The 20,547-nt window shown below is 71.9% G+C and carries 18 protein-coding genes and 1 tRNA gene; 9 read left to right on the top strand and 10 right to left on the bottom strand.

All coding sequences use genetic code 11. From position 1 onward, the window contains the following. Positions 1–702 (bottom strand): DUF5324 family protein (locus tag ACFV04_RS37595; protein ID WP_380535444.1); only part of this gene is annotated, 702 nt, incomplete at its 3' end. Between the two features lie 217 nt (positions 703–919). Between ACFV04_RS37595 and ACFV04_RS37590 the strand changes: the two genes are divergently transcribed. Next, complete coding sequence (locus tag ACFV04_RS37590; protein WP_380535442.1) at positions 920–1,813, top strand: rhomboid family intramembrane serine protease; 894 nt, start codon at positions 920–922, stop codon at positions 1,811–1,813. 337 nt (positions 1,814–2,150) lie between these two features. Here ACFV04_RS37590 and crgA read toward each other — a convergent pair whose 3' ends face one another. Beyond that, a complete protein-coding gene (gene crgA, locus ACFV04_RS37585; protein ID WP_030060915.1) occupies positions 2,151–2,399 on the bottom strand; it encodes a cell division protein CrgA in 249 nt (82 codons plus the stop codon). 169 nt (positions 2,400–2,568) lie between these two features. Between crgA and ACFV04_RS37580 the strand changes: the two genes are divergently transcribed. The 5 genes from ACFV04_RS37580 (at position 2,569) to ACFV04_RS37560 (ending at position 6,278) form a co-directional block, all read left to right on the top strand. Further along, positions 2,569–3,333 (top strand): DUF881 domain-containing protein, encoded by a 765-nt coding sequence (locus ACFV04_RS37580; RefSeq protein WP_360258851.1) that lies wholly within the window; start codon positions 2,569–2,571, stop codon positions 3,331–3,333. Between the two features lie 67 nt (positions 3,334–3,400). Continuing rightward, complete coding sequence (locus ACFV04_RS37575) at positions 3,401–3,580, top strand: hypothetical protein (protein WP_360258848.1); 180 nt, start codon at positions 3,401–3,403, stop codon at positions 3,578–3,580. Positions 3,581–3,635: 55 nt separating this feature from the next. After that, positions 3,636–4,298, top strand: coding sequence for an aminodeoxychorismate/anthranilate synthase component II (locus ACFV04_RS37570; RefSeq protein ID WP_380535439.1), 663 nt, complete (start codon positions 3,636–3,638; stop codon positions 4,296–4,298). A gap of 5 nt (positions 4,299–4,303) precedes the next feature. Next, positions 4,304–5,407, top strand: coding sequence for a class E sortase (locus ACFV04_RS37565; RefSeq protein WP_380535437.1), 1,104 nt, complete (start codon positions 4,304–4,306; stop codon positions 5,405–5,407). 37 nt (positions 5,408–5,444) lie between these two features. Continuing rightward, the gene (locus ACFV04_RS37560) at positions 5,445–6,278 is read left to right on the top strand and encodes a class E sortase (RefSeq protein WP_380535435.1); all 834 of its coding nucleotides are present in this window, start codon (positions 5,445–5,447) and stop codon (positions 6,276–6,278) included. A 190-nt stretch (positions 6,279–6,468) separates the two neighbouring features. On the opposite strand, the gene pknB is transcribed toward ACFV04_RS37560, so the two are convergent. The 6 genes from pknB to ACFV04_RS37530 all read right to left on the bottom strand — a co-directional run bounded on the left by pknB (position 6,469) and on the right by ACFV04_RS37530 (position 14,993). Further along, positions 6,469–8,580, bottom strand: coding sequence for a Stk1 family PASTA domain-containing Ser/Thr kinase (gene pknB, locus ACFV04_RS37555; RefSeq protein ID WP_380346699.1), 2,112 nt, complete (start codon positions 8,578–8,580; stop codon positions 6,469–6,471). A 260-nt stretch (positions 8,581–8,840) separates the two neighbouring features. Continuing rightward, entirely contained in the window at positions 8,841–10,298 is a 1,458-nt protein-coding gene (locus ACFV04_RS37550) for a peptidoglycan D,D-transpeptidase FtsI family protein (protein ID WP_380346698.1), read from the bottom strand. Continuing rightward, positions 10,295–11,671, bottom strand: coding sequence for an FtsW/RodA/SpoVE family cell cycle protein (locus ACFV04_RS37545; RefSeq protein ID WP_380346707.1), 1,377 nt, complete (start codon positions 11,669–11,671; stop codon positions 10,295–10,297). Before ACFV04_RS37545 ends, ACFV04_RS37550 begins: the two co-directional genes overlap by 4 nt. A gap of 160 nt (positions 11,672–11,831) precedes the next feature. Then, complete coding sequence (locus tag ACFV04_RS37540) at positions 11,832–13,472, bottom strand: protein phosphatase 2C domain-containing protein (RefSeq protein WP_380346697.1); 1,641 nt, start codon at positions 13,470–13,472, stop codon at positions 11,832–11,834. A 53-nt stretch (positions 13,473–13,525) separates the two neighbouring features. Then, positions 13,526–14,080, bottom strand: coding sequence for an FHA domain-containing protein (locus ACFV04_RS37535; protein ID WP_360258827.1), 555 nt, complete (start codon positions 14,078–14,080; stop codon positions 13,526–13,528). A 46-nt stretch (positions 14,081–14,126) separates the two neighbouring features. Continuing rightward, a complete protein-coding gene (locus tag ACFV04_RS37530) occupies positions 14,127–14,993 on the bottom strand; it encodes an FhaA domain-containing protein (protein ID WP_380346696.1) in 867 nt (288 codons plus the stop codon). Positions 14,994–15,412: 419 nt separating this feature from the next. On the opposite strand from ACFV04_RS37530, the gene ACFV04_RS37525 reads away from it, so the two are divergent. Further along, positions 15,413–15,496: transfer RNA gene (locus tag ACFV04_RS37525), tRNA-Leu, on the top strand. A gap of 99 nt (positions 15,497–15,595) precedes the next feature. Here the strand turns inward: ACFV04_RS37525 and ACFV04_RS37520 are convergent. After that, complete coding sequence (locus tag ACFV04_RS37520; RefSeq protein WP_380346695.1) at positions 15,596–16,741, bottom strand: sensor histidine kinase; 1,146 nt, start codon at positions 16,739–16,741, stop codon at positions 15,596–15,598. Continuing rightward, positions 16,738–17,388 carry a response regulator gene (locus ACFV04_RS37515; protein WP_380346706.1) on the bottom strand — a complete coding sequence of 217 codons (651 nt, stop codon included), beginning with the start codon at positions 17,386–17,388 and terminating at the stop codon, positions 16,738–16,740. The genes ACFV04_RS37520 and ACFV04_RS37515 overlap by 4 nt, the downstream gene beginning before the upstream one ends. A 343-nt stretch (positions 17,389–17,731) precedes the next feature. Here ACFV04_RS37515 and ACFV04_RS37510 point away from each other — a divergent pair, with 343 nt between their 5' ends. Both ACFV04_RS37510 and ACFV04_RS37505 read left to right on the top strand, forming a co-directional pair. Then, positions 17,732–19,561, top strand: a complete 1,830-nt coding sequence (locus ACFV04_RS37510) for a phosphatidylglycerol lysyltransferase domain-containing protein (RefSeq protein WP_380346694.1) — start codon at positions 17,732–17,734, stop codon at positions 19,559–19,561. 313 nt (positions 19,562–19,874) lie between these two features. Next, positions 19,875–20,531, top strand: coding sequence for a hypothetical protein (locus ACFV04_RS37505; protein WP_380346693.1), 657 nt, complete (start codon positions 19,875–19,877; stop codon positions 20,529–20,531). Positions 20,532–20,547: the final 16 nt, after the last annotated feature.

Below are 20,547 nucleotides of genomic sequence, written 5' to 3'. Positions count from 1 at the left end.
GTTCGCCGCGGGGCCCCTGTCGTCCGGTCCGCCGGGGTAGGCGTCCTCGGCGGCGGGCCCCGCGCCGTTCACCGGTGCGGCGGACGCCCCGGCCGGCCGGGACTCCTGCGCGACCGGGGGCTCGACCAGCCACTCCGGGTTGCTGTGCCGGCGCCACCACTGCCAGGCCACCACACCGCCGGCGATCGCCAGCAGGCCCGCCACGGCGAGGCCGGTGGACCGGTGGCAGCACCGCTGCTTCCTGGCGTTCCGGGCGGCCAGCTCGCTGATCTCGGCCGAGCTCACGTTGCCGTGCAGGGCGGTCAGTGCGGCGGCGCCCCGGTACTGCGCCTCCTGGGCGACCGGGGTGACCACGGCGCGGGCGTCTCCGACCGCCTGGGCGACCCTGGGGCCGACCGTGGCGCGCGCCTGGTCCGCGGCCCGCGCGGCGGAGAGACGGGCTGCCAGAGCGGCCTCCTGGGCCCGGTGGAGGGCCTTCAGGACGTTCTGCTGGGCATCCGGCGGCAAGTTGGCGAAGGCCTGGCCGAATTGCGGGGCGAGGTGCTTGTCGTACTGGACGCGGAGGTTGTGGGCGGCCTGGGTGGCCATCGGGCCGAGGGAGTCCAGGGCGGGGCCGAGGCGCTGCTTGGCGCCGTCCGCGAGGTGTGCGGCGGTGTCCCGGGTCCTGGTGGCCGTCTCACGGGCTGAGTCCGAAAAGCTCACGAGTCTCTCCTCCTGGGTGGCGTCCTTTATGCACATATCCACCTGAATGCTGATCATGCATCCTGATTTGTCCACCGGCACCCGGGGTGGGCCGTACGCGGGGTTCCCGCGGGTGCGCGGGCCGGAGGGACGGGATGCGGGGGAGCGGGGCCGTGGGGCGGGGCCGCGGCAGTAGGCTGGCTGTTTCGGAGGTCGTGTACGGGAAGGGGACCCGCTGATGCTCCCGGACGAGCCCAGGTCGTCGACCGGCCCCGCCCCGGAGGCCGGCCTTCCCGGCTGCTACCGCCACCCCGGGACGCCCACCGGGGTCTCCTGCACCCGTTGTGAGCGGCCGATCTGCCCGCAGTGCATGGTGACCGCCTCGGTGGGCTTCCAGTGCCCGGAGTGCGTCGGGGCGGGGCACGCCGGCACCCGGCGGCCGACCACCCGGTTCGGCGGGGCGTCGAGCGCCGACGGCGGGCTGGTGACCCGGCTGCTGATCGGGGCCAACGTCGTGGTCTGGGTGCTGGCCGCCTACGTGCTGACGCCGCGGCTGGGCCAGACCTGGTCACTGTTCAGCGCCGGGCGCGACATCCTCGGCGGCCCGGCCGGGATCGCGGACGGGCCGGACCAGTGGTACCGGCTGCTGACCGCCACCTTCCTGCACCTGGAGTGGTGGCACATCGGGCTGAACATGTTGGTGCTGTTCTGGCTCGGCCCGCCGCTGGAGGAGGCGCTCGGCCGGCTCCGCTTCCTCGCCCTCTACGTGGTCGCAGGCCTGGGCGGCAGCACCTTCGCCTTCCTGGTGGCCGGCGACTGGATGAACTCGGTCGGGGCCTCCGGGGCGATCTTCGGGCTGATCGGCGCCACGATCGTGATGCAGCTGCGGAACAGGGGCCCGCTGGCCCCGGCGGTGGCGTTCCTGGTCTTCAACCTGATCGTCACCTTCTCGCGGCCCGGCATCGACTGGCGCGCGCACCTGGGCGGGCTGGTGCTGGGCGGGCTGACCGCGGCCGGCCTGATGTACGCCCCGCGCGAGCGCCGCGGGCTGGTCCAGGGGCTGGCGGTGGCGGGGGCGGTGGCCGTCGAGGCGGCGATGCTGCTGATCGGGATGTCCCTCTACGGATCCTGAGGACCCGGGCGTTTGTCCACAGCGGGTGCGGGGTTGTGCACAGGCTGTGTGCCGCCGTGACTGTGGACTGCTGTTCTACGCGTGTCCTGCTGTGCGGTTTTCCCGTGCCCAGGAAGTTGTGCACAGCTGTGGACGGCCCCGGCCCGGAAAGTTATCCACAGGCTGGGGGGACTTTTCCCCAGTGTGGATAACCATGTGGATAAGCGTGACAGTCCGATGGTCGGTATGACTGACCGCCGCCCGGTCCGGGTCCGGGCACGCCTGACCGCCGTCCCGGGACGAGCGATCCGGAACGGCGGGAATCGGCCCGGGACCGGGCCTCAGGACGAGCGGGTCGTCACTTCCACTGGGTGGAGACGCCGAAGCCGGCGGCGATGAAGCCGAAGCCGACCAGGATGTTCCAGTTCCGCCAGCTCTCGACCGGGTAGGTGCCGCTGGTCACGTAGTAGGTGACGATCCACACCAGGCCGATCAGGAACAGTGCCAGCATCAGTGGCGCGACCCAGCCGCGGCCCGAGCTGATCTTCACCGTGGCCGTGGTCGGCGGGGTGTAGTCGGACTTCTTGCGGAGTCGAGACTTCGGCACGAGGGGTTCTCCTGTCGATGCGCTGTGAGACCGCGCAGAGGTGCAGCGGGTGGGTCGGTCGACGGTCGGCCGTGGAGAACGTCCTGGGGGACGGCTCCGCACGTGCCACCGGCGTCCGTTAGCGTAGTGGCTCGGCGGGTCTTGAGGAGATAAGGGTACGGTGACTAATTTGTCGATTCCCCCTGAGTCGGCCCGTACCCGCCGCTCCGGTACCCGAATTGTCGGACGTGCCCTGACCTGCGCCGTCTTCGCGCTCGCCGGTCTGCTCTTCTACATCAGCGCGCAGACCGCCCGCGGCACCGACCTGCGGACGGACAACTCGCTGCTCAGCCTCGGCGACGTGATCCGCCAGCGCAGCGCGCAGAACCAGCAGGCGCAGTCCCAGCTCGCCGACCTGCAGTCCCGCTCCCAGGACCTCACCGAGCAGCAGGGCCACAGCCCCGCCGACGCGGCCCGGCTGGACGACCTGCGGCGCGGCGCCGCCCTGGAACCGCTGCAGGGCGGCGGCCTGACCGTCACCCTCAACGACGCCCCGCCGAACGCCACCGCCCGCATCCCCGGCGTCCCCGAGCCAGGCGTCAACGACCTGGTCATCCACCAGCAGGACATCCAGGCCGTGGTCAACGCGCTGTGGCGGGGCGGCGCGGAGGGCGTGCAGGTGATGGACCAGCGGCTGATCTCCACCAGCGCCGTCCGCTGCGTCGGCAACACCCTGCTGCTGCAGGGCCGGGTCTACTCCCCGCCGTACGTGGTCAAGGCGGTCGGGAAGACCGACGCACTGCGCTCCGCCGTCGACGCGGACCCGACGATCCGCAACTACCTGCAGTACGTCCAGGCGTACGGGCTGGGCTGGAAGGTCCAGGAGAGCGGCGACCTGACCCTGCCGGGGTACTCCGGCACCACCGAGCTGCGGTCGGCGGGCGGGCAGCAGTAGCGGACCGGCCTCGCGGCCGTGGGGGCGGGTCTACTCTTGACCCAGCCTGCTACGACGAGGGAGCACCATGTACGGCTTCATCTGGCGTCACCTCCCGGGGAACACCCTGGTCAAGGCCGCCATTTCGGTGCTCCTCATCCTGGGGATCGTCTACCTGCTCTTCACCTACGTCTTCCCGTGGGCGGAACCGTTGCTCCCCTTCGGTGACGTCACAGTGGATGGCGGCGACGGCGCCGCGGCCGGCTGAACCGGCGGTCCCGGCACTTCCATCCAGCACCGCATCCCACGGAGACCACGCGCGCATGACCACCCAGTCGAACCCGCCCCGCATCCTGGTGGTGGACAACTACGACAGCTTCGTCTTCAACCTGGTGCAGTACCTGTACCAGCTCGGCGCCACCTGCGAGGTGGTCCGCAACGACGAGGTGACCGTCGAGCACGCCGTCCGCCGCTCCGGGACGGAGGGCTTCGACGGGGTGCTGCTCTCCCCCGGGCCCGGCGCGCCGGAGGAGGCCGGGGTCTGCATCGAGATGGTGCACCACTGCGCGCGGATCGGGCTGCCGCTGTTCGGCGTCTGCCTGGGCCTGCAGTCGCTCGCGGTCGCGTACGGCGCGGTGGTCGGCCGGGCGCCGGAGCTGCTGCACGGCAAGACCTCGTCGGTCGAACACGAGGACGGCGGCGTGTTCGAGGGCCTTCCGTCACCGCTGACCGCGACCCGCTACCACTCGCTCGCGGTCGAACCGGCCACCGTGCCGGAGGAACTGGTGGTCACCGCACGGACCGAGAGCGGTGTGATCATGGGTCTGAGGCACCGTGAACTGCCGGTCGAGGGCGTGCAGTTCCACCCCGAGTCGGTGCTCACCGAGGGCGGGCACCGGATGCTCGCCAACTGGCTCGCGGAGTGCGGCTTCCCGCAGGCCGTGGACCGGTCGGCCGGGCTCGCCCCGGTGATCGGCCGGGGCTGAGCGGCGTGACCGCGCTGCGTCCGGAGGGGCGTTACCAGCCGGCGGGGGACCCGTACGGCGGCGCGCAGCAGTTCGACGGCGCCCGGGCGTACGGGGGACCGCAGTACGGCGACGGCACGGACGGTGCCCCGTACCAGCAGGCGTCCCCGGTGCAGACCGTGCCCGAGGACGCCTGGGGCGTGTACGAGCAGGCCGGGGACCCGCTCGCGGGCGGACCGGAGTACCCCTGGCTCCCCGACCAGACCCTGCAGTTGAGGCTGCCCGTCGGGATCGGCGAGTCGGCCGCCGAGCCGGCCCCGCCCACCGGGGGCCGGGCCGAACGGCGTCGGGCCGCCCAGGGCCGTACGGCGATCCGGTCGGGCCACGGACGGCGTCGGGCGAGCGGCCGGGCCGGCGGGCGGGTGCGCCCCAGGGAGTCCGCGGTCGTCGTGGCCGCCCGGGCCGTCGGCGAGCTGTGCATCACGCTCGGCCTGGTGATGCTGCTCTTCGTCGCGTACCAGCTCTGGTGGACCAACGTGCAGGCCGACGCGGCCGCCGACGGGGCCCGCAACAAGCTGGAGCAGCAGTTCGACGCGGCGCCGCCCGCCCAGCCGGGGCAGCCCGCCCCGGACCCCGACAAGCCCGAGGTGTTCGAGCCGGGCAAGGGCTTCGCCATCATCTACCTGCCCAAGCTGGGGCTGAAGTTCCCGATCGCCGAGGGCACCTCCAAGTCGGCGGTGCTCGACAAGGGCCTGGTCGGCCACTACCCCGGCACCGGGATGCCGGGAGACAAGGCGGGCAACTTCGCGCTGGCCGCGCACCGCAACACCCACGGTGAGCCGTTCCGGTACATCAACCAGCTCTCCAAGGGCGACAAGGTCGTGGTGGAGACCGCCGCCGGCTACTACACCTACGAGATCACCGGGGGCATCCCGGAGACCTCCCCCAACAACGTCAGCGTGATCAAGCCGGTGCCGAACGGCGCCGGGTACGCCGGCCCCGGCCGCTACATCACGCTGACCACCTGTACGCCGGAGTTCACCTCCAAGTTCCGCCTCATCCTCTTTGGGAAGATGGTCGAGGAACGGCCGCGCAGCCAAGGCAAGCCGGCCGCGATCACGGGCGGGTAGCCGTCCGTCCGCCCGGCCCGGAGGGGGAGCACCGCAGATGCAGGACGACGAGGCCGTGCAGGACGGGGCCGTGCAGTCGGCCGGGCCGGGGCAGGACGGCGTCCCCCCGGCCGGGCGGCCGGCCGGGCGCGGGCGGAGCCGGGCGCTGGCCGCGCTCGGGGTCTTCGGCGAGCTGCTGATCACCCTGGGCCTGGTCCTCGGCCTGTTCGTGACCTACTCGCTGTGGTGGACCAACGTGCAGGCCGACCGCGCGGCCTCGGCGGCCGCCGACCGGCTGCGCGGCTCCTGGGCGGCCGGCCCGGTCGCGGTCCCCCCGGCCTCGCCCGGCGGTACCCCCGCCCCGGCCCCCGGCGCCCCGCCGGCGGCGAAGCAGTTCGCGGTCGGGGACGACGTCGGCTTCCTGCACGTCCCGGCGATGGGCCGGGACTTCCAGGTGCTGATCCGGATGGGCACCTCCACCGAGGTCCTGGACGAGGGCGTGGCGGGCGTCTACGAGCAGCCGTACAAGGCCGCGATGCCCTGGGACGAGGCCGGCAACTTCGCACTGGCCGCCCACCGCGACGGCCACGGCGCCAAGTTCCACGACCTGGACGCCGTCCACCAGGGCGACGCGGTCGTCGTCGAGACCAAGGACAAGTGGTACGTCTACAAGGTCGACGGCACCCTGCCGGAGACGTCCAAGTTCGACACCGGCATCGTGGCGCCCGTCCCGGCCCGCTCCGGCTACGCGGGCCCCGGCCGCTACATCACCCTGACCACCTGCACGCCGGTGTACACCTCGCGGTACCGGATGGCGGTCTGGGGGAGCCTGGTGCGGGTGGACGACATGGACGCCAAGCGCACCCCGCCGCCGGAGCTGCGGCACTCCTGAGCCCCCCGGGGGCCCGTGCCCGGCTCCCCCGGGGGCTGCGCGGGGTCGCGGCCGGCCGGGGAGGCACGACGACCGGGAAACGCCCGAGGGCCCGCCGCATCCGCTGCGGCGGGCCCTCGGGCATCTTCCTCGGCCGGCGTCACCCGGGCTCCGGGCCCCGGTTCAGTTGAACCAGGGGAAGATCGGAGGCCTAGTTGTTCCCTTTGGCGGGTGGGGTGGTGGGGTCGCCTCCTTTGGGCGGCTCGGCGGCCTTCGTGAAGAGCTGGACCTGGGTGCCCGGGTCGAGCATGGTGCCGGCGCCCGGGTTGCTCATCTGGACGATCGCGTTCGGGTCCTGCGGGCCGACCACGGTGTAGCCGAGGTTGACCTTCGCGAGCTGGGCGATGGCGTCCGACAGCTTCTGGTTCTGCAGCGGCGGGACCTGCGCCTTGTCCGGGGCCTTGAAGATCGTCAGCGCGATCTTCGTGTTGGCCGCGACCTTGGTGTTGGGCTGGACCGACTGCACGGCGACGGTGTTGATCTTGGTCGGATCGTTGGTCTGCGCGGTCTTCGAGGCGTCGACCTGGAAGCCGGCGGCCTGCAGCTGGTTCGTCGCGTCGTCCTTCTGGGCGCCGACCACGTTCGGGACGTTGATCTTGGTCTTGCCCTGGGAGACCGTCAGCTTGATCGGGGCGGTCGGGTCAGCGGTGTTGTTGGCCGCCGGGTCCTGGGCGGTGACGGTGTCCTGCGGGGCGGTGTCGTCGTCCTTGTACTCGGGGGCGCCGACGTTGGTGAAGCCGGCCGCGGCCAGTGCCTGCAGCGCCTGGTCCTTGGTCTTGCCGACCACGGACGGGACGGTCGCCTTGGCCGGCCCGGAGGACACCTGCACCGTGATGGTGCCGTTCTCGGCGACCTGGTTGCCGGCCGTCGGGTTCTGGGTGCAGACCTGGTCCTTCTTGATGTTCGCGTCCGGGCAGGCGACCTTCTCGCCCTCGGTCACCACGAGCTTGCTGCCCGCCGCCGCCGCGGCGGTCTTGGCGTCGGCCAGGGTCTTGCCGACCAGGTTCGGCGCGGTGATCTTCGCGGCGTCCTTGGTGCCCTTGTTGCTGAACATGGCCTGGGCGACGAAGAAGGTGCCGACCAGGACCAGGACGGCGGCCACCGCCAGCACGATCCAGGAGGTGTTGCTCTTCTTCGGCTGGTCCTCGCCGCGGCGGCCGGCGCGGCCCTGGCCGTCGTCGTAGCCGTCGCCCCCGCCGCCCGCGTAGGTCTGGCCGTAGCCGTCGTCCCCGTAGCCGCCCTGCTGCCCGTACCCGGGCTGGCCGGAGGCCTGCGGCAGGACGGTGGTCGGGCCGCCGCCGGGCTGCTGCGGCAGCACGTTGGTCTGGCCGTACGGGTCGTGCTGCTGCGGGTAGCCGTTCTGGTCGTAGCCGTATCCGGCGGCGCCCATGCCGTACGCGGCCTGCTGGGCGGCGGCGACCGGGAGGCCGTCGAGGAAGCGCTCGATGTCGTCGCGCATCTCGTCGGCGCTCTGGTAGCGGTAGTCGCGCTCCTTGGCGAGGGCCTTGAGCACGATCGCGTCGATCTCGGGGCGCACCTCGGGGTCGAAGACCGACGGCGGCTGCGGCTCCTCCCGGACGTGCTGGTAGGCCACCGCGACCGGCGAGTCGCCGACGAACGGCGGGCGGACGGTCAGCAGCTCGTAGAGCAGGCAGCCGGTGGAGTAGAGGTCGGAGCGGGCGTCGACCTGCTCGCCCTTGGCCTGCTCGGGGGAGAGGTACTGGGCGGTGCCGATGACGGCGGAGGTCTGCGTCATGGTCATCCCGGCGTCACCCATCGCACGGGCGATGCCGAAGTCCATCACCTTGACGTTGCCCTGCCGGGTCAGCATCACGTTGGCGGGCTTGATGTCGCGGTGCACGATGCCGGCCCGGTGCGAGTACTCCAGGGCCTGGAGGATGCCGATGGTCATCTCCAGCGCGCGCTCGGGCAGCAGCCGGCGGCCGGAGTGCAGCAGCTCGCGCAGCGTGGACCCCTCGACGTACTCCATCACGATGTACGGGATGGAGATGCCGTCGATGTAGTCCTCGCCCGTGTCGTACACGGCGACGATCGCGGGGTGGTTCAGGGACGCCGCCGACTGTGCCTCGCGGCGGAAGCGGGCCTGGAACGACGGATCCCTGGCCATGTCGGCCCGGAGCGTCTTCACTGCGACGGAACGGCCGAGCCGGGTGTCATGGGCGAGGTACACCTCGGCCATGCCGCCGCGTCCGAGGACGCCGCCGAGCTCGTACCTGCCGCCTAGGCGACGAGGCTCTTCCATAGTTCCGACCCTCTCCCTCACCCGCCGGTGAGGTTGTGACGTAGGTGTCCCCGCACGCTCTGGGTGACGCCGCGCGGTCCTCGACCGGTTCTCCGGCCGGGCCGTTCGGTGCCCCGCGGGCGGCAACGGGCACACCCGCTGCTGGCGGATACGCTACCGGTCGCACCCCATCGGACCGGAGTCAGCCGTCGGCCGATATCAGACCGGTATCCGGCAGGGGGTGCCGATCGTGACATTCGCCTCACCCCGGACCCGGCTCCCTACTTGCCGAGTGCGGCCTGCATCACCGCCTTGGCGATCGGGGCCGCGAGCCGGCCGCCGCTGATGCCGTCGCGGTTCTGCGAGCCGTCCTCGACGACCACCGCGACCGCGACCGACCGTCCGTCCGAGGCCTTGGCCCAGGACGTGAACCAGGCGAACGGCAGTCCGGCGTTGTCCTCGCCGTGCTGTGCGGTGCCGGTCTTGCCGCCGACCTGCAGGCCGGGGATCTTGGCGTTGGTGCCGGTGCCGTTCTCGACCACCGAGACCATCAGGTCCTGCATCTTCTGCGCGGTGGTCGGGCTCATCGGCTGGGAGAACTGCTTCTCGGTGTGCTTGGAGATGGTGGTCAGCGAGGCCGAGCGCTCCTGGTCGACCAGGTACGGCTGCATCAGGCTGCCGTTGTTGGCGATCGCGGCGGAGATCATGGCCATCTGCAGCGGGGTGGCGCGGGTGTCGTGCTGACCGATCGAGTCCTGGGCGGTGCCGTCCAGGCTCGGGCTGTCCGGGAAGATGCTCTTCTCCGAGCGGACCGGGGTGTCGACGGTGCTGTTGAAGCCGAACTTCTCGGCCTGCGCCCGCATCTTCTCCTTGCCGAGGTCGGCGCCCATCTTGGCGAAGACCGTGTTGCAGGACTGGTCCATCCCGGACTTCACGGTGGCGTTCTCGCAGCGCTCGTTGGGGCTCTCGTTCTTGAGCTGCGTGTTGGTGCCGGGCAGGGTGTACGGCTCGGGGGTCGACGTGGCGTCGTCGACGTTCTGGTACAGGCCGTTCTCGAACGCCGCGGTCGCGGTGACCAGCTTGAAGGTCGAGCCGGGCGGATAGGTCTCCTTCAGCGCCCGGTTGAGCATCGGCTTGTTCGGGTCCGCGTTGAGGTCCGTCCAGGCCTTGGAGTCGGCCGAGCCGCTCCCGGAGAAGGTGCCCGGGTCGTAGGACGGGGTGGAGACCAGGGCCAGGATCGCGCCGGTCTTCGGGTCGATCGCGACCGCCGCGCCCTTCTTGTTGCCCAGGCCGTCGAAGGCGGCCTTCTGGACCTTGGCGTCGATCGTGGTGACGACGTCGCCGCCGCGCTTCTGCTCGCCGGTCAGCATGTCCAGGGTGTTGCGGAAGAACAGCCGGTCGTCGGTGCCGGAGAGGACGCCCTCCTCCAGGTTCTCCAGCTGGTTGGAGCCGAAGACCTGGGAGGAGTAGCCGGTGACCGGGGCGTACATCGGCCCGTCGACCCAGGAGCGCTGGTACTTGTAGCGCAGCCCGTTGACGAAGTCCGACTTGGTGACCGGCTGGCCGCTGACGATGATGTTGCCGCGCGGGTGGGCGTAGCGGTCGTATATCTGGCGCTTGTTGTTCTTGTTGGTGGCCCAGGAGTCGGCCTGGACGCCCTGCACCCAGTTGGTGCGCACCATCAGGGCCAGGATCAGCACGAGGCAGAAGATCGAGACCCGTCGGATCGGCTTGTTCATCGGGCGGGTCCTCCCTGGCCCTCGGTGGCCGGGGCGGGTTCGACCCCGGGTCGGCGGGCGCTGTCGCTGATCTTCAGCAGGATCGCGACCAGCGCCCAGTTGGCGACCACGGACGAACCGCCCTGCGCGAGGAACGGCATGGTCATACCGGTCAGCGGGATCAGTCCGGTCACGCCGCCGGCTACCACGAACACCTGCAGCGCCATCGCCGAGGCGAGGCCGACGGCGAACAGCTTGCCGAACGGGTCGCGGGCGGCGATCGCGGTGCGCAGGCCGCGCTGCACCAGCAGCGCGTACAGCAGGAAGATCGCCATCATGCCGGCCAGCCCGAGCTCCTCGCCGAAGGAGCCCAGGATGAAGTCGCTCTTCGCGGCGAAGTTGATCAGCCAGGAACGGCCCTGGCCGAGGCCGGAGCCGGTGGCGCCGCCGGAGCCGAGCGCCATCAGCGACTGGCCGATCTGCTCGGTGGCGCCCGGCGGGGGCTTCGGGTTGAAGGCGGCCATCGGGTCGAGCCAGGCGTTGATGCGGACCTTCACGTGGCTGGCGGTGGAGGCGACCGCGATAGCGCCGCCGACCGACATCAGCAGGCCGAACAGGATCCAGCTGGTCCGCTCGGTGGCGACGTAGAGCATCACCACGAACAGGCCGAAGAACAGGAAGGACGTGCCGAGGTCGTTCTCGAAGATCAGGATCAGCAGGCTGAGCAGCCAGATCACGACGATCGGGCCGAGGTCGCGGCCGCGCGGCAGGTACAGGCCCATGAAGCGGCGGCTGGCCAGTGCCAGGGCGTCCCGCTTGACCATCAGGTAGCCGGAGAAGAACACCGTCAGGACGATCTTGGCGAACTCGCCGGGCTGGATGGAGAAGCTGCCCATCCGGATCCAGATCTTGGCGCCGAAGTCCTCGGCCCGGGCCGGGAAGAAGGCCGGCGCGGCGAGCAGGACCAGGGCCACCACCATCGAGATGTAGGTGTAGCGCTGGAGCACCCGGTGGTCCTTCAGGAAGACCATCACGCCGATGAAGCCCGCGATCCCCAGGGCCGACCACATCAGCTGGTTCTGGGCCGCCGGGAAGTTGCCGCTGAGCAGCTTGCCCGCCTTGTCCAGCCGCCAGATCATCACCACCCCGAGGCCGTTCAGCAGGGTGGCGATCGGCAGCATCAGCGGGTCCGCGTACGGCGCGAAGCGGCGCACCAGCAGGTGCGCGACCAGCGCCAGGGCGCCCATGCCGAGGCCGTAGCCGAGCATGCCCGTGGGCAGCTTGGCGTCCATCGCGAGGCCGACGTTGGCGTACGCGAGGACCGGCAGCAGCACCGCGAAGAGCAGCAGGGCCAGCTCGGTGTTGCGCCGGTTCGGTGCCTCCTGCAGGGAGATGGTGGTGTTGCCCCGTCGACGGGGGACGGCGCGTCCGGCCGTCGCCCGTCGGCGGCCGGCCCGGCCGGTGTCTTCGCTCAGGTCGTAGCTGCTCACGTGGTGACCGCTCCCTGACGGCCGGCAAGCCCGCGCGGGGCGGTCCTATGTCGGATCACGGACGTCACTGCTTCGGGCAGGAGTTGGCCCGGCTGAGTTCGTCTTCGGTCAACTGGGTCGGGTCGCCCTGGGTGCCGGTCGCCGGAGGAGTGGCGTTCGGCGTCGGGGCGGCCGTGCCGGGGGCGGACGGGGTCGGGGAGGCCGGGCTGGTCGAGGGCGGCACGGTCGGTGCCGCCGCGGCCGGGCCGCGGTTCTTCTCGCTCGGGGTGGGCGTGCCGGCCAGGAACGCGGTGTGGGTGGCCTGCGTCGCCTGGGTGCCCTGCGCCGGGGCCGTCGCCTTGGCGGCCTTCTGGCAGAGCTGCACCCAGCCGTCGAGCTCCTGGACGGTGCTCTGGGCGTCCTTCAGGGTGTTCACCGAGATGGTCTTGTTCACGTGGGCGCGCTGGTCCTGCGGCAGCCACTTGAGCTGGATGCCGCTGTACGAGTCGCGCACCGAGGACAGGCTCAGTCCGGCCAGGTTCTGGTTGATCCCCTGGTAGACCGCGACGTGGTCGCCGTCCTCGCCGATGTAGTACTGGTCCTGGGTCCACTGGTAGCCGAAGTAGCCGGCGCCGCCCAGCAGGCCGAGCGTGACCAGGACGGCCACCGAGACGGTCAGGCCCTTGCGCTTGCGCTTGCGGGGCGGCTCCTCGTCGAACTCCTCGGTGCCGTACACCGAGGGCTCGCCGGAGCCGTAGCCGTAGGCGGCGCCCCCCTCGTAGCCCTCCGCGGGGCCGAAGCCGCCCGCCGCGGGGTCGTAGCCGGCCTCGTAGCCCTCGGCGGGGCCGAAGGCGCCCTGCGGGCCGCGGCCCAGGCCCGCCGCGCGGCCGGCCGGGGTGTCCGCGATCGAGCGGTCGGCGGCGGCCGAGGACGGCGGGGCGTCGGCGACGGCGCCGACCACCACCGGGACGTCGTTGAACTGGCCGCTCATGGTGTCCGTGGCGCCGACGTCGATGACGTCCGCCACGATGCAGGTGATGTTGTCCGGACCGCCGCCGCGCAGTGCGAGCTGGATCAGCTCCTGCACGGTCTGCTCGGGCGAGTAGTAGCTGCCGAGGGTGTCCTGGAGGGTCTGGTGGCTGACCGGGCCGGAGAGGCCGTCGGAGCAGATCAGGTAGCGGTCGCCGGCCCGGACCTCGCGGATCGACAGGTCGGGCTCGACCTGGCCGCGGCCGTCCAGCGCCCGCATCAGCAGCGAGCGCTGCGGGTGGGTCTCGGCCTCCTCGGGCGTGATCCGGCCCTCGTCGACCAGGCGCTGCACCCAGGTGTGGTCCTGGGTGATCTGCACCAGCGAACCGTCGCGCAGCAGGTAGGCGCGGGAGTCGCCGACGTGCACCAGGCCCATCCGCTGGCCCGTCCAGAGCATCGCGGTCAGCGTGCAGCCCATGCCTTCGAGCTGCGGGTCCTCCTCGACCATCTGCCGGAGCCGGTCGTTGGCGCCCTGGACGGCGTCGCCCAGCAGGGTCAGCAGGTCGGCGCCCGGCACGTCCTCGTCCAGCCGGACGATCGAGCCGAGCACCTCGGAGGAAGCGACCTCGCCGGCCGCGGCGCCGCCCATGCCGTCGGCCACGGCCAGCAGCCGCGGCCCGGCGTAGCCGGAGTCCTCGTTCCCCTCCCGGATCAGTCCCTTGTGGGAGCCGGCGGCGAAGCGCAGCACCAGGGTCATGCGACCTGTGCCCCCCTCTGGGTCATGGACGGGATGCTGTCCCTCATGCGCTACTACTTCCGCAGTTCGATGACGGTCCTGCCGATACGGATCGGCGTGCCCGGCTGGAGCGGGGTGGGCGCGGTCAGGCGCTGCCGGTCCAGATAGGTGCCGTTTGTGGAGCCTAGATCCTCGACCGTCCACTGCCCAGTCTGATCCGGATAGATCCTGGCATGCCGGGAGGACGCGTAGTCGTCGTCCAGCACGATGGTGGAGTCGTGCGCGCGGCCGAGCGTGATGGTCTGGCCCTGCAGCGCCACGGTGGTGCCGGCGAGCGAGCCCTGCACCACGACGAGCTGGGTCGGGCCGCCGCGGCGGCGGCCGCCGCCGGGCTGGGTCTGGGCCGCCGCGGGGGCGGCCGGAGCGGCCGCCGGGGACGGCGTGGGGCGACCTGCGGCCTGGGTGGCCGCACCGCCGCCGGCCGCGGCGGAAGCGCCGCGGCGGGAGGAACGGGGGTTCACCTTGGTGCCGAAGAGGTCGCTGCGGATCACCTGGATCGCGACGATGACGAACAGCCACAGCACGGCCAGGAAGCCCAGCCGCATGACCGTGAGGGTCAGTTCTGACATGACCGTCCCGCCAGTCGGTGAGCGAGGCGCGCGAACAATTCGGACACTACCCTTCGACCTGCCGGTAGACGATGGTGGTGGACCCCAGGACGATTCGGGATCCGTCGCGGAGCGTAGCGCGCTGGGTGTGCTGTCCGTCCACCACGATGCCGTTGGTGGACCCCAGGTCGAGCACCATCGAAGGGCTGCCGGGCCGGATCTCGGCGTGCTTGCGGGAGACCCCGGGGTCGTCGACCCGCACGTCCGCCTCGGTGGAGCGGCCGAGCACGCAGGCCGAGCCGGTGATCTGGTGGCGGGCGCCGTTCACCTCGATCCAGCGGCGGACCGAGGTGCCGCCGTGGCCGGCGCCGGGGAGGTTGCGGACGTTGCCGCCGGCGGGCGAGGGCGGGCCCGGGGGCATCGCGGGGGGCGCGGCCGGCGGCGGGGGCGCGGGCGCGTTGTACTGGCCGGCGCCGGGCTGCTGCCACGGTGCGCCGGGGGCCGGGGCGGCCGGCGCGCGGTCGTAGCCGGGCTGCTGCGGCGCGTACTGCTGGGGCTCCTCGGCGGCGAGGGTGCGGCTGCGCACCCGGTACAGGCCGGTGTCGAGGTCGTCGGCCTTCTCCAGGTTCACCTGGAGCGGGCCCATGAAGGTGTACCGCTGGGCCTCGGCGTACTCGCGGACCATGCCGGCGAGCTCGGTGCCGAGCTGCCCGGAGTAGGGGCTGAGGCGCTCGTGGTCGTGCGGGCTCAGTTCGACGATGAAGTCGTTCGGCACGACGGTGCGGTCGCGGTTCCAGATGCTCGCGTTGTTGTCGCACTCGCGCTGCAGCGCACCGGCGATCTCCACGGGCTGGACCTCGGACTTGAACACCTTGGCGAAGGTGCCGTTGACGAGACCCTCGAGCCGCTGCTCGAACTTCTTCAGCACTCCCATGGGGCACCCCCTTCCAGGGTTCGTTCGCCTGCCTGCCGGCCGGATCCCGCCGGGGGACCGGCCGCACCCACTTGCGGTACTTCCGTACTGATCGTATCCACGCCGGGCCCTTCCGTACGGTTCCCGGACCGTGTGGTGCCCGGGGGTGGGCTCGGACACACAGGGTGACGCATTTCGGGTACGGCACGCCAGGTGTGCTCGTCGGAGCGGCCGCCCGTCCCTCGTGCACGCGTTCGTCGGGCATCCGTTCGGGTGCGGTGGGTCTCGCTGGAGAAGCGATTCGGAGCAGCCCCCGGGGCCGTGCTAATGTTTTCCACGTCGGAAGGGCCGCCCGGAAGGGAGGCCGGTCCAAAGAAGCGCGAAGGCCTCATGGTGCCGAGCGGTTCGGAAGATCGGTCGGCAACGAGGACAACACCCATGCGCGGGTGGCGGAATAGGCAGACGCGCTGGATTCAGGTTCCAGTGCCCGAAAGGGCGTGGGGGTTCAACTCCCCCCTCGCGCACAGCGAAGCCCCGCAGATCTACGGATCTGCGGGGCTTTCTCGTTCCCCGGTCCGTTCCTCCCCCGGCCCGTTCTCCGGTGCCGGCCGGGGCGCGGCGGATCAGGAGCCGGTGGCGGGGAGTTCGGCGCGGACCTCGAAGCCGCCGTCCTGGGTGGGTCCGGCGGTCAGGGTGCCGCCCAGCAGCTGGGCGCGCTCGCGCAGGCCGACCAGGCCGTGGCCGCCGCCCGGGAGGGTCTCGGCCGGGTGGACCGGCGGGGCGTCGTTGCGCACCTCGACCCGCAGCCGGCGGCCCTTCGCCCGGACCTTCACGTGCACCGCCGCCTCCGGGGCGTACTTGGTGATGTTGGTGAGCGCCTCCTGCACGGTGCGGTAGGCGGCCCGCTGCACCGCCTCCGGCCACGGGCGGTCGCCCGGGTTCAGTTCGGCCTCGGCGGCCAGGCCGCTCTCCTCGATCAGCCGGGGCAGGTCGGCCAGCCGGGGCTGCGGGGCGAGCGGGGCGTCCGGCAGCCCGCCGGTGCCCCGCAGCACCCCGACCATCTGACGCAGTTCGTCGAGGGTCCGTACGGACAGTTCGCGGATGGTGCGGGCGGTGGTCACGGCGGCCGGGTCGGTGGTGCTGACCTGCAGCGCGCCGGCCTGGATGCTGATCAGGCTGACCTGGTGGGAGACCACGTCGTGCATCTCCCGGGCGAGCCGGCCGCGCTCGGTGATCAGCACCCGCTCGGCCAGCAGCCGGCTCTCCCGCTCCTGGCCCCGGGTCAGCTCGTCCAGGCGGGCGGCCAGCTCGCGCCGGGTGCGGGCGAGCAGGCCGGTGGCGGCCGGGCCGGCGGCCAGCATCACGGCCTGGATGGCGTCGAGGGCGCTGGCCCGGCTCAGGGCGATGACGTCGTCGGGAAGCGGCCAGTGGAAGAACTCGACCAGGGTGAACAGGACGCCGCAGGGGATCACGACCCGGGGGCGGGGGCGTTCGGCGGCCACGGTGTAGACGGCGGTGATCGGGGCCAGCCAGATCTCGTCCACCCAGCTGCCGGGCATGGTGAGCAGCAGCACCGTGACCGGGAAGCGGCGGCGCCAGAACAGGGAGACGGCGGCCAGCGTGGACAGCGTCATCTGCCACCAGGTGGCGTCCCGGGCCACCAGGGCGGCGTCCAGCAGGGAGTACAGGACGGGCAGCAGCAGCATCAGCCAGGGCGCGGTGCACCAGGCCGGCAGCCGTCTGGACGGCAGCTGGTCGGCGGTCGTCATGCCCCGTCGCCGGGCTTGGGCCGGACCAGCCCGGCCCGGTGGGCGACGACGGCGGCCTGCACCCGGTTGGCGGCGCCGAGCTTGCCGAGGATCGCGCTGATGTGGTCCTTGACGGTGCCGGTGCCGAGGAAGAGGCGGTCGGCGATCTCGGCGTTGGACAGGCCCTCGCCGAGCAGCGCGAGGACGTCGAGCTCCCGGCCGGTGAGGGTGCGGGCGAGCGCGGTCGCCTCGGCGTCCGGGCCGCCGCCGTCCACGTAGCCGCCGATCACGGTGCGGGTGACGGTCGGGGAGAGGATGTTGCCGCCGGCCGCGAGCACCCGGACGGCGTGCACCAGCTGTTCGGGGGCGGTGTCCTTGAGCAGGAAGCCCGCGGCGCCGGCCCGCAGCGCGGTGCCGATGTACTCGTCGGTGTCGAAGGTGGTGAGCATCGCCACGGCGGGCGGGTCGGGCAGGGCGCGCAGCCGGCGCAGCACCGAGATGCCGTCGAGGTCGGGCATCCGGATGTCGAGCAGCACCACGTGCGGGCGCAGGCGCTGGACGTGCTCCTCGGCCTGCCCGCCGGAGCAGTCGCCGACCACTTCCAGGTCGGGGGCCGAGCCGACGATCAGGCCGAGGCCGGAGCGGACCAGGATCTCGTCGTCGACGATCAGCACGCGGGTCGTGGTGATGGTGCCTCCTCGGTTCGGGCGGCCGGGTGGGGGCGGTCCGCGTGGGTCGTTTCCGAGGGTAGGGGTAGCCGGGGCGGGGCGCCGAACGCCCGGGGGGTGGCAACCCCCGCCGTTCGGCGGGGGTGGGAATCCGCTACCCGGTTCACGTAATTCTCAGGCTTCGTGGGGAACCATGGAGTTGGCTGACCCTTTCCGGCTCGCCTCGCCCACCTGGGCGGACGGCCGGGCGGGCGTCGCCGGTCAGTCCGTCGGGCCCGTGCGGGCGCCCGCCGCCGGGCCGTACGCGGATGCGCCCCACCATCTGATCGTTTGGAATTGAGCTGTGTCGTCCACTGTGAAGTCGGAGCCGTCCGCCACGTCCCCCGGGCCCCACCCCGACGGCGTGCTCGACCGCTGGCGCCCGAGGGCCGCCGCGGCCTCCGTCTGGTACCTGCGGCTGATCGCGCTGCTGAACGTGGCGACGGTGCTGCTGGTGCCCTTCCGCAACCAGGTCAGCGAGCACAACGAGGGTGAGTACTTCACCCCGTACCTGATGACCTCGGGCCTGGCCAGCGCCGTGCTCTCGGTCTTCCTCGCCGTCGCCATGAGGCGGCGCAAGCGGGCCGCGTGGATCTTCAACGCGGCGCTCGGCGGCCTGTTCGCGCTGCTGTACCTGGCGCTCATGCTCGTGCCGGGCGGGCGGTTCTACCAGCACCCGCTCAACTACTTCTCCACCATCCTGACCTGCCTGTTCGTCCTGGCGCTGCTGATCGGGCGCAAGGAGTTCACGTCCAAGGGCGACAGCTCCAACCCGAAGACCGCGGCGGCCACCTTCGTCGGCGGCCTGCTGTTCGGCGGCGGGGTCGGCGCGCTGCTGGTCTGGGCGACGAACGACCTGAAGGGCGCGGACTTCTGGGACCTCTTCCGGTACTCGGTCGGCCGGATGATCACCATCACCCCGTCCGAGCACCTGCGTTCCGTGATCGCCGCGCCGACCTGGGTGAACGCCGCGATCAACGCCATGGGCGGGGCGCTCTTCCTGCTGGTGCTGTACGTGGCCTTCCGCAGCCCGCGGGGCACCGAGCTGCTGACCGCGGAGGACGAGGCGAAGCTGCGCGGACTGCTCGACAAGCAGGGCGAGCGCGACTCCCTCGGCTACTTCGCGCTGCGCCGGGACAAGGCCGTGATCTTCTCCCCCAGCGGCAAGGCGGCGGTCACCTACCGGGTGATCGGCGGCGTCTCGCTCGCCTCGGGCGACCCGATCGGTGACCCGGAGGCCTGGCCGGGGGCGATTGACGCCTGGCTGTCCGAGGCCCGTGAGCACGCCTGGGCACCGGCCGTGATGGGCGCCTCCGAGGAGGCCGGGGTGATCTACGCCCGGCACGGGCTGGACGCGCTGGAGCTGGGCGACGAGGCGATCGTCGAACTGGACGAGTTCTCGCTGGACGGCCGCGCGATGCGGGTCGTCCGGCAGGCGTACAACCGGGTCAAGCGGGCCGGGTACACGGTGCGGATCCGCCGCCACGAGGACATCTCGGAGGCGGAGATGGCCGAGCTGGTGGCCAAGGCCGACGAGTGGCGCGACGGGGCGACCGAGCGCGGCTTCTCGATGGCGCTCGGCCGGCTCGGCGACCCGGGCGACGGTCGCTGCGTGATGTTGGAGTGCAGCGACGGCGACGGCGAGCTCAAGGCGCTGCTGAGCTTCGTCCCGTGGGGCCCGGACGGGCTCTCGCTGGACCTGATGCGCCGGGCGCGGGACACCGAGAACGGCCTGATGGAGTTCATGGTGATCGAGCTGCTGCAGCGCGCCGAGGAGGTCGGGCTGAAGCGGGTCTCGCTGAACTTCGCGATGTTCCGCTCCGTTTTCGAGCGCGGTTCGCGCCTGGGCGCGGGCCCGGTGCTGCGGCTGTGGCGTTCGGTCCTCGGATTCTTCTCGCGCTGGTGGCAGATCGAGTCGCTCTACCGGGCGAATGCCAAGTACCGGCCGATCTGGGAGCCGCGTTACCTGCTGTTCGAGAAGAGCAGCGAGATTCCGCGGATCGGCATCGCCAGCGCGCGCGCCGAGGGTTTCATCGTCGCGCCGAGCCTGCCCGCCCTGTTCCGGCGCCGGCACGCCGGGGCAGCCGTGGTGGCGCCCAGGGTGCCGGTGGCGGCGCGGGACGGGAAGGGGTAGCCCTCCGTCGGGGGGCGGAGGGGGCCGCCCGGTCGAATGGGGGTCCGGAGGGGGGATGGACCTCCCCCCAGAGGATGACCCTTATCCCCATCCGAGCCGATGTGGCTTTGTTAAGAGGCTTCTAATGTTGGAGTAGACGAGAGTTCGGGGATTCGGAGAAACGGTTGTGATTCACAGGACCCACGCGGGGGGCGTGCGAAAGGGGCCGCTGGCGCTAGCCGGAACGGCCGCTGTCGCCGAGTGGGGAACGTTGTTCGTGACGGTTCGGAACGCCGTGGCGCGAAAGAAGTTCGCCGCTGTTCCGTTGGCCACCTTGGCGACGTTTCTGATCCTGCTGTTCAGCATCGTCCAGCACCTGCCGGGCGGTGAGCGTTTCGTCAACCAGATCGGGGTGGTCCGGGCGGCGTTGCCGGTGGAGGTCTCGCTGCTGCGGACCCCGCTGTCGCTCTACGTGCCGGCGCTGGACCTGCCGGTCTGGGGGGCGCTGGCCCAGGTGTTCGTGGTCTTCGCGATCGCCGAGATCGTGCTCGGCCGGCGGATGACCCTGGTGGTCGCGTACGCCTGCACCATGGCGGGCACGCTGTTCGCCCGGGTCGGCGTGGCGATCGGGCCGGACCACCTGTTCGGCTTCCCGAAGTGGGTCGCCTACGTGCGGGACACCGGGCCGTCGGCCGCGGTGGTGGCGCTGGCGATCTGCATCGCCTTCCGGTGCCGGGCCTGGTTCACCGCCGGTCTGGTGGTGGTCCTGATGGTCGGCGAGGCGGTCATGCTGCCGAACCTGGCCGGTCTGGAGCACGTGGTCGCGGTGCTCACCGCGCTGCTGATCGCCGTCTCGGTCGAGGTCTTCGGGGACTTCTGGCCGCGGGTGCTGGCCGGGGTCGGCGCCGCCACCTCGGTGGCCGCGGCCGCCTCGCGGGAGGTCGCGGTGGAGGCCCGGCGGCGCCGGCCGGCGGGGGCCGTCGTTCCCTAGCACCGCCGTCCGTCCC

The sequence above is a fragment of the Kitasatospora sp. NPDC059599 genome (genome assembly GCF_042735125.1).
GTDB lineage: Bacteria > Actinomycetota > Actinomycetes > Streptomycetales > Streptomycetaceae > Kitasatospora.
Note: the sequence above shows the minus strand (reverse complement) of the source record. Positions and strands in the feature narration are given on the sequence as shown.

Coding starts and splice junctions, on each gene's coding strand:
- ACFV04_RS37590 (WP_380535442.1), top strand. CDS start 920: ATGCTCCCGGACGAGCCCAGGTCGTCGACCGGCCCCGCCCCGGAGGCC.
- ACFV04_RS37575 (WP_360258848.1), top strand. CDS start 3,401: ATGTACGGCTTCATCTGGCGTCACCTCCCGGGGAACACCCTGGTCAAG.
- ACFV04_RS37570 (WP_380535439.1), top strand. CDS start 3,636: ATGACCACCCAGTCGAACCCGCCCCGCATCCTGGTGGTGGACAACTAC.
- ACFV04_RS37560 (WP_380535435.1), top strand. CDS start 5,445: ATGCAGGACGACGAGGCCGTGCAGGACGGGGCCGTGCAGTCGGCCGGG.
- pknB (WP_380346699.1), bottom strand. CDS start 8,580: ATGGAAGAGCCTCGTCGCCTAGGCGGCAGGTACGAGCTCGGCGGCGTC.
- ACFV04_RS37550 (WP_380346698.1), bottom strand. CDS start 10,298: ATGAACAAGCCGATCCGACGGGTCTCGATCTTCTGCCTCGTGCTGATC.
- ACFV04_RS37540 (WP_380346697.1), bottom strand. CDS start 13,472: ATGACCCTGGTGCTGCGCTTCGCCGCCGGCTCCCACAAGGGACTGATC.
- ACFV04_RS37535 (WP_360258827.1), bottom strand. CDS start 14,080: ATGTCAGAACTGACCCTCACGGTCATGCGGCTGGGCTTCCTGGCCGTG.
- ACFV04_RS37530 (WP_380346696.1), bottom strand. CDS start 14,993: ATGGGAGTGCTGAAGAAGTTCGAGCAGCGGCTCGAGGGTCTCGTCAAC.
- ACFV04_RS37520 (WP_380346695.1), bottom strand. CDS start 16,741: ATGACGACCGCCGACCAGCTGCCGTCCAGACGGCTGCCGGCCTGGTGC.